Origin of the sequence: Mesorhizobium sp. M0618, assembly GCF_040320765.1 — a bacterium.
In the GTDB taxonomy this organism is placed as follows: domain Bacteria; phylum Pseudomonadota; class Alphaproteobacteria; order Rhizobiales; family Rhizobiaceae; genus Mesorhizobium.
Window position 1 is genome coordinate 1 of record NZ_JAMYQH010000066.1, and the last position, 6,306, is coordinate 6,306.

The 6,306-nt window shown below is 60.4% G+C and carries 9 protein-coding genes and 1 pseudogene; 7 read left to right on the forward strand and 3 right to left on the reverse strand.

What is annotated here, in order from left to right; translation table 11 throughout:
• Positions 1 to 276: 276 nt before the first annotated feature.
• Positions 277 to 558: an HU family DNA-binding protein gene (locus NKJ04_RS33375; protein ID WP_095089546.1), complete on the reverse strand. Its 282-nt coding sequence runs from the start codon at positions 556 to 558 to the stop codon at positions 277 to 279.
• A gap of 241 nt (positions 559 to 799) precedes the next feature.
• Here NKJ04_RS33375 and NKJ04_RS33380 point away from each other — a divergent pair, with 241 nt between their 5' ends.
• Positions 800 to 985: a hypothetical protein gene (locus tag NKJ04_RS33380; RefSeq protein WP_352680083.1), complete on the forward strand. Its 186-nt coding sequence runs from the start codon at positions 800 to 802 to the stop codon at positions 983 to 985.
• A 428-nt stretch (positions 986 to 1,413) separates the two neighbouring features.
• The gene (locus tag NKJ04_RS33385) at positions 1,414 to 1,725 is read left to right on the forward strand and encodes a DUF736 domain-containing protein (RefSeq protein ID WP_352680085.1); all 312 of its coding nucleotides are present in this window, start codon (positions 1,414 to 1,416) and stop codon (positions 1,723 to 1,725) included.
• 90 nt (positions 1,726 to 1,815) lie between these two features.
• Here NKJ04_RS33385 and NKJ04_RS33390 read toward each other — a convergent pair whose 3' ends face one another.
• Positions 1,816 to 2,349: a Ros/MucR family transcriptional regulator gene (locus NKJ04_RS33390; protein WP_352680087.1), complete on the reverse strand. Its 534-nt coding sequence runs from the start codon at positions 2,347 to 2,349 to the stop codon at positions 1,816 to 1,818.
• Between the two features lie 412 nt (positions 2,350 to 2,761).
• Between NKJ04_RS33390 and NKJ04_RS33395 the strand changes: the two genes are divergently transcribed.
• Positions 2,762 to 3,967, forward strand: a complete 1,206-nt coding sequence (locus tag NKJ04_RS33395) for a DUF932 domain-containing protein (protein ID WP_502898006.1) — start codon at positions 2,762 to 2,764, stop codon at positions 3,965 to 3,967.
• A gap of 245 nt (positions 3,968 to 4,212) precedes the next feature.
• On the opposite strand, the gene NKJ04_RS33400 is transcribed toward NKJ04_RS33395, so the two are convergent.
• Positions 4,213 to 4,473 carry a helix-turn-helix domain-containing protein gene (locus NKJ04_RS33400; protein ID WP_352680089.1) on the reverse strand — a complete coding sequence of 87 codons (261 nt, stop codon included), beginning with the start codon at positions 4,471 to 4,473 and terminating at the stop codon, positions 4,213 to 4,215.
• A gap of 115 nt (positions 4,474 to 4,588) precedes the next feature.
• Here NKJ04_RS33400 and NKJ04_RS33405 point away from each other — a divergent pair, with 115 nt between their 5' ends.
• The 4 genes and pseudogenes from NKJ04_RS33405 to NKJ04_RS33420 all read left to right on the forward strand — a co-directional run.
• Positions 4,589 to 4,867 (forward strand): DNA -binding domain-containing protein, encoded by a 279-nt coding sequence (locus NKJ04_RS33405; protein ID WP_023807811.1) that lies wholly within the window; start codon positions 4,589 to 4,591, stop codon positions 4,865 to 4,867.
• A gap of 179 nt (positions 4,868 to 5,046) precedes the next feature.
• Complete coding sequence (locus NKJ04_RS33410) at positions 5,047 to 5,232, forward strand: transcriptional regulator domain-containing protein (RefSeq protein WP_352680094.1); 186 nt, start codon at positions 5,047 to 5,049, stop codon at positions 5,230 to 5,232.
• Positions 5,159 to 5,800, forward strand: a complete 642-nt coding sequence (locus NKJ04_RS33415; RefSeq protein ID WP_352680091.1) for a DUF2285 domain-containing protein — start codon at positions 5,159 to 5,161, stop codon at positions 5,798 to 5,800. Before NKJ04_RS33410 ends, NKJ04_RS33415 begins: the two co-directional genes overlap by 74 nt.
• A gap of 135 nt (positions 5,801 to 5,935) precedes the next feature.
• Positions 5,936 to 6,193: pseudogene (locus NKJ04_RS33420) on the forward strand (helix-turn-helix transcriptional regulator); the annotation flags it as partial.
• Positions 6,194 to 6,306 lie beyond the last annotated feature (113 nt).

Sequence of the window (6,306 nt, forward strand, 5' to 3'; positions counted from 1 at the left end):
CATTCGGGGGGGGGGGGGGGGGGGGGGGGGGGGGGGGGGGGGGGGGGGGGGGGGGCGCCGGCGGGGGGGGGGGGGGTGGGAGGGGGGGGGGGCGGGCGGGGGCGGGGGGGGGCGGCTGGTTTTTGTGTTTATTTTTCGCCGGCCGCCCGGTGCCGGGGCCCCGGGGACCTCGACCTAAGAACGGCAGCAATGAGAAGCTGATGATCTTGGCATGAGACACCATCGCCCAACAGGACAGCGCGTTACCATCAGACGAGATGTGTCGTCATTAAATGATCAGCCGTTCACCGAGTCCTTGAGAGCCTTTGCCGGCTGGAAGACGATCTTCTTCGATGCGGCGATCTTGATCGTGGCGCCAGTCGACGGATTGCGGCCATCACGTGCTGGTTTGTTCTGTACCTTGAACTTGCCGAAGCCATTGAGGCTGATTTCCTCGCCCTTGGCAGCGGCTTCCGCAATGCCCTTCAACACATCCTCGACCACGGATTTCGCTTGGGTTTTCGACAGGCCGTGCGCGTCTGCAAGGCGTTCGGCAATATCGATCGTGTTTACAGCCATCGTTTCCATCCCTTGTGAGTTGGTTCAACGATTGGCCTTATGGCACAGGCAATTCCACACTGTCATCGCGTCAAGGAACGGAATCCGGTGCAAACCAACGCTCGAACCGGGAATTTCCACCACTCTTATCGCGAAGTCACGCAGCGCATCACCTCGGCATCAGACGCCCGGCGTGGAGGCGACCCTTTCCCAGCAATGCCTCACCGTGCGTGAGGCGTGACCGCAGCGGGATCATTCGGTCATGCGGTGGAGGATCAAGTGTGACGCGGCTATCCTCGCCTTCGATCTCAAATCAGACTTGCATCGAATCGACGTGAGACAGGAAATCGTCACGGCATTTGGCGGCTTGGAACTCGCTGCCCTGCGCAATCAATTGGTCGCCTTCGGAGCCGCCCCGAACGCGATGGCGATCCAGCCCAAAGATTAGGAAAATCGGACGTTCCTTCTTCACCGGTTGGAGTAGGACCAACACCGCCCTGGCGCTTGAGGTAGCGTCTTTGACCGAAATAGAAAGCGTAGCGGCGCAAGCGACAATGGCCGTGACCGATCTTAGCCACCGTGGGTTCCTTCCGCGTACTCTTTCCAAGCCACGCCCATCGCGTCCTCGAATGGATTGGGTCTGACCGAAGATCGCCTTCGCTGCACTCAGTCTCGATCGTCTTCCCGCAACGACGTCGCTGCGTTTTCTTCCCCTGGCCGCTGCGCGTCCATTCCTCGCGGTTCAAGAAAGCCTCGCGCCGTCGTCCTCCACTTTGTTTCAGCCCCTTCGGGGTGCGGAACGATCGTCTCCGGTCTCAAGACCACCATCGAGGCCGCGATGGGCGCGGCCCGAGAAAAACAGAAGGAACCACCACAATGGCTACGATCGGCACTTTCTCCCGCACCGCCAACGGCTTCTCCGGTTCGGTCAAGACCCTCAACCTCAACGTCAAGACGGTGACGTTCTCTCCGGCAGATGGCGAAAATGAAAAGGGTCCGGACTTCCGCATCTTCGCCGGCGCCACCGAGTTCGGGGCGGCATGGAAGAAGACTTCACGCGAGGGCCGCGACTACCACTCCGTCAAGCTCGACGATCCAAGCTTCCCCGCTCCGATATACGCGAGCCTGGTCGAGACCGACACCGAGGGCGATTTCTCGCTCATCTGGTCCCGCCGCGCCGCCGAGTGATCCGGCCCACAAAACGAAGCCTCGCCGTACGGCGGGGCTTCTCCGTGTTCAGGTTCGCCATACCATGGCACCGTTGCCAGGTGCAGCATGCTAGGCCTTGGCGGATGCCTTCCTTGCTTTCTTCGCCGGCGACTTAACCGCCGTCGGGGTGATTGTCGCCGCTGCGGCTTGAGCGGCTCGCTTTGGTTTCTCTGCCGCGGCTGGTGCAAGCGTCGTCGCCTTGCGCCCGAGCCCTATTGATTTCGCCAGGGCCGAGCGGGTTGCCGCGTAGTTCGGCGCCACCATCGGATAGTCGGATGGCAGGTTCCATTTCTGGCGATAATCCTCGGGGCTCAGATTGTAATGAACTCCGATATGGCGCTTTAGCGATTTGAACTTCTTCCCGTCCTCCAGGCAGATGATGAAGTCTGGCGTCACCGACTTCCTCACCGATACTGCCGGTTCCTGCTTAGCCGCAGGTTCCGTCACAGGCGTGCCGAGCCCTTGCAGAGCGGCATGGATATCGCCGATCAGTTTCGGCAACTCGCCGACCGGCAGGGGATTGTTCGACACATAGGCGGCGACAATGTCGGCCGCTATCGACACGGTATCCGATTGGCTGAGTTGTTCGGTAGCAGTGGTCATACAGTTTTCCTCTTATTGTATCGGACGCGTTTAGCGAGTTTGATTCCCCATGCCGCCGACGACAAATAGTGCTTTTCTGTGTAAAATCCACATCTCGTTCCAACATTATAAGAGTAAGCTTCGCTTTCATCGTTCTGATCGACTGCGGATAACCTTGTCGATCCGTTGGGAAGCGAGGGACTTCCCCTCGCTTCCCCGCCATTGCCGCCTGTGCAGAGCAGGGCCGCCGGCTCGCAAAGCGGCCGACTGCCGGAATCCTCGCTACCAATCTCAATCCGCCCCGCTCGACCGTGCAGCCCGGCTCCGCGCGCCGACATTGGCCCCCATCACTCCCGCGCGCTCACGCGCCCCCGGAAGGCATGCCAGGGGACATGCCTTCGGCATTGACGGAAAAGGAGTGAACGAAATGAACATGACCACCATCATCAAGAGCAAGAGCAACAGCCAGCAGCAGGCGGCTTCCAGCGGCTTCCGCGTCGACGTCACGCGCGGCGAGCGGATCGGGCGAGTTTCCTCGGAATGGTTTTCGCGTCCCGATGACGAGCGCTATTTGAGCCTTACCGAGCTTTTTGATGCCGTGAAGCAGAAAGCGGACCGCGCTACCGCCCGCACCGTCGAGAGCCGTGCGGTTCGCGTCGAAGCTACCCGCGACAATGCAGAGCGGCTTTCGCTTATCGTCCCCGGACAGGAGCAACCGATTGCGCCCACGCATTGGAGTTTTGGCCAGCTTTGCAGCCTTGTCAGCGCACCGGCGACCTACATGCGCCAGCTTCCTGCGCCTCTGGCCGGCATCAATTTGCAGCATGGCCTTTTGAGCCATCGGGCGGAGTTGATGAAGACCCTGGAAACAGAGGACGGACGCATTGAGCTTCGCGCCGTCACTGGTCCGGACTATGGCCGAATCTGGGATCACGAGCTTGTCGCCGCCGTCATGAAGATAGCGGGCAACGGAACCGGCGACACCATGTGGAAGGTGCCGGGCGTTCTTGATTGGGCGACGATGACCCACAATCCTTTCGTGGACATCACAAAGGACACCACCACGCTTTACGCCAGCGACCGCGACGTGTTCCTGTTTCTGGTGGATGACACGCATCCGATCGAAGCCGGACGTCTTCCGAATGGCGAACCGGATTTGTATTTTCGCGGCTTCTATTGTTGGAATTCGGAAGTCGGCAGCAAGACGCTGGGCATTGCGAGTTTTTATCTCCGAGCCGTTTGCATGAACCGCAATCTGTGGGGCGTGGAAGGGTTTGAAGAAATTAGCATCCGGCATTCGAAGTTCGCAGCACTTCGTTTTGCTCATGAGGCAGCACCCGCTTTGACGAGCTTTGCGAACTCAAGCCCCGCGCCGTTCATCGCCGGCATCAAGGCTGCCCGCGAGCAGATCGTCGCCCGTAGCGACGAAGACCGCGAAAGCTTCCTGCGCAAGCGCGGTTTTTCCAAGAGCGAAACGGGCAAGATCATCGACACCGTGTTGCAGGAGGAAGGCCGCCCGCCCGAAAGCATCTTCGATTTCGTCCAGGGCATGACCGCGCATGCGCGTAGCAAGGCGCATCAGGATCGCCGATTGGAGCTCGAAGGCAGGGCGAAGGCCCTGTTGGAAAAGGCGGCATGAGGAAACGATAGGCCGCGCAGCGAGCGTCTCGCCGCGCGGCCTATCAGGTCCGCCGTATCAACGAGACCGTCATCAAGGATATCCGCCCGACTAGATCATCGGGGCGCGTGCGCCTGTTTGAAACACGGCGGCCGCTCGCCGGGCTCTGCCCGGCTCGCGATCCGACTGCTGCCAATTGAGCACGGCAACAAGAAGTTCGTTTTGGATTTCAGAGGTCTGATTTCGCCCCTTGAGCAGATCGACTGCTAGCGCTTTCTGGCGGGCATACTCGGAACTGTTGTCACCTCATTTAGAATATCATGGGGATCGAAGCCTATCGTTTCAGCCAGATCGAGGAACTCGATCACGTCCAAGCGCCGCCCTCCCGACTCGATGGCTGCGACTACTGATTGGTATCGATCGATTGCTTTTGCCAAGTCGGCCTGGCTCAAGCCTGCAGCTTTGCGCTTGTCCACGATCAATTGGATGAGTCGCAAATGTCTTGGCGACCGAAGTGTCTTTTGCATTCGCTGCCGGTCCTTGACGAAGCCGGCAGATCAATTAAATGGAAATCCAGATAACCAGAAAATCCGGTTATCTGGTGAATGCAGCCACTTGTGCTTCCACGACTTTTGGTGTGCCGTGCTTAAACCACTCCTCGATCCCGATGTCGCCGACGTCGCCCCGGATGCGCCAATCCTGACCGGCTATGACGAGGAGCGATTGCTCACCTATATCCGCCTGCTCGACGCCGCGGCCGAAGATGCGGATTGGCGTGAGGTCGCCAAGATCGTTCTACATATCGATCCTGAGCAAGAACCGGAACGCGCATTCAGGTCGTGGGAGACGCATCTAGCCCGCGCCCGGTGGATGACGACGAACGGCTATCGATATCTCCTGGCGGGCGGTGCCCCGCACTAAGCGGCTTCTGTAGTTCGCCGTGCTTTGCTGAATCAGCACAGGGGTTTGCTGACTCTCCAACTACCCAATGTTCCTATCGCCCCAGATGCTGGTTCCGAAGCCCGCCGACGAATGCGGCCAGTGGGAGAGGACTTGGCACATTGCAAGGTGATTGGACCGATCCAGCGGCCTACGCGCTCATGCAAGGCTACGAGCCAGCAGAGTTCGCTGCCGAGTATCTGATCCGGAACGACGCCTTCATGGCCGAGTGCGGACAGCTTTCCTCACATCTCCCAGGTTCCGTAGAACCTGTTGGTCCGCCCGACTTCATCGCTCGTTGGGGCGCGCGATTTCATAGTCACCGGTGGCGGACTTCCGTTAGCTGAGAACATCGTCTGGGCGGAGCAGGCCTCGCCGCGCGTGCTCCGGGTTACGCAAACCCGTTCGTCAGTCAGCCCTTCCCATCAGACTGTGCAACTCTCCAAACTCAGCAGCGCCACCGTTTGGAAAGCAGACGAGCTTCATATTCTTTGGCCGGCATCGATCGGAACAAACAATCTCGTCACTGACATTCGCAGCGGCGCGACCGAATTCAACGCCATCGTCCTGCCACTTGATGCGGCATTCGAGACACGGCTCGATGCAGCGCGCCGGTTCTGGCGGGCGCTGAACGGCCGACCATCAGGCTCGGCCTACGGTGCGCTGCCGAAGCAAGCGAAGACGAGGCACACTCTCAACCTGCGTGCTCATGACGCCCGTCGCGCAGGCGCCACCTACCGCGAGATTGCGGAGGTGCTTTTGTCACGAGAGTCGATCGCGCCTCGAGACTGGCGCGATCATCATCTCCGGCACAAGGTTCGGGCGATCCTGCGACGCGCGGATAGCCTTGTGGCCGGCGGCTACCGCGACCTTCTCTTCTATCCACACAGCCGCAGCCGAAAATCCGACCGCTGAACCCCTTCTTAGCAGGGGTAGCAAAAACACATCACCCGATGTTTGCCCTCCCTCGCTTTTCCTCATTTCGACCATCGTCCGTTTCGCGCGTCCCGGCAGGCCAGGACGACAGCAAAACCGAACGGAGATCGAGCGATGTCGAAGGGTCCCGCGGACGCGCCCCAAAAATACCTGCGAACGAAGGAAGCGGCGCCAATCGTCGGCCTTTGCGCTCGCACCCTTGAAAAGCACCGGACCTACGGCACCGGCCCAAAATACCGCAAGGTCGGCGGGCGTGTCCTCTACGACATCGATGACCTTCATGCCTGGATCGAGCTTGGCGCGCGTACCTCCACCAGCGATGCCAACGCGACCTTTGTTCCGCCTGCCAAGCCGCATGCCGCGGAAGCGCCCGGCGGCGCAAAGCGCAGCCCCGGCCCCGGGACCGAGAAAGTGGCCGACGACGCGTACGGAGATAGCGACACGAGCGCGGGGCCCGGCGGAGAGGATGGCGGCCCCCACCCCCG

Coding starts and splice junctions, on each gene's coding strand:
- NKJ04_RS33375 (WP_095089546.1), bottom strand. CDS start 558: ATGGCTGTAAACACGATCGATATTGCCGAACGCCTTGCAGACGCGCAC.
- NKJ04_RS33380 (WP_352680083.1), top strand. CDS start 800: ATGCGGTGGAGGATCAAGTGTGACGCGGCTATCCTCGCCTTCGATCTC.
- NKJ04_RS33385 (WP_352680085.1), top strand. CDS start 1,414: ATGGCTACGATCGGCACTTTCTCCCGCACCGCCAACGGCTTCTCCGGT.
- NKJ04_RS33390 (WP_352680087.1), bottom strand. CDS start 2,349: ATGACCACTGCTACCGAACAACTCAGCCAATCGGATACCGTGTCGATA.
- NKJ04_RS33395 (WP_502898006.1), top strand. CDS start 2,762: ATGACCACCATCATCAAGAGCAAGAGCAACAGCCAGCAGCAGGCGGCT.
- NKJ04_RS33400 (WP_352680089.1), bottom strand. CDS start 4,473: ATGCAAAAGACACTTCGGTCGCCAAGACATTTGCGACTCATCCAATTG.
- NKJ04_RS33410 (WP_352680094.1), top strand. CDS start 5,047: ATGCAAGGCTACGAGCCAGCAGAGTTCGCTGCCGAGTATCTGATCCGG.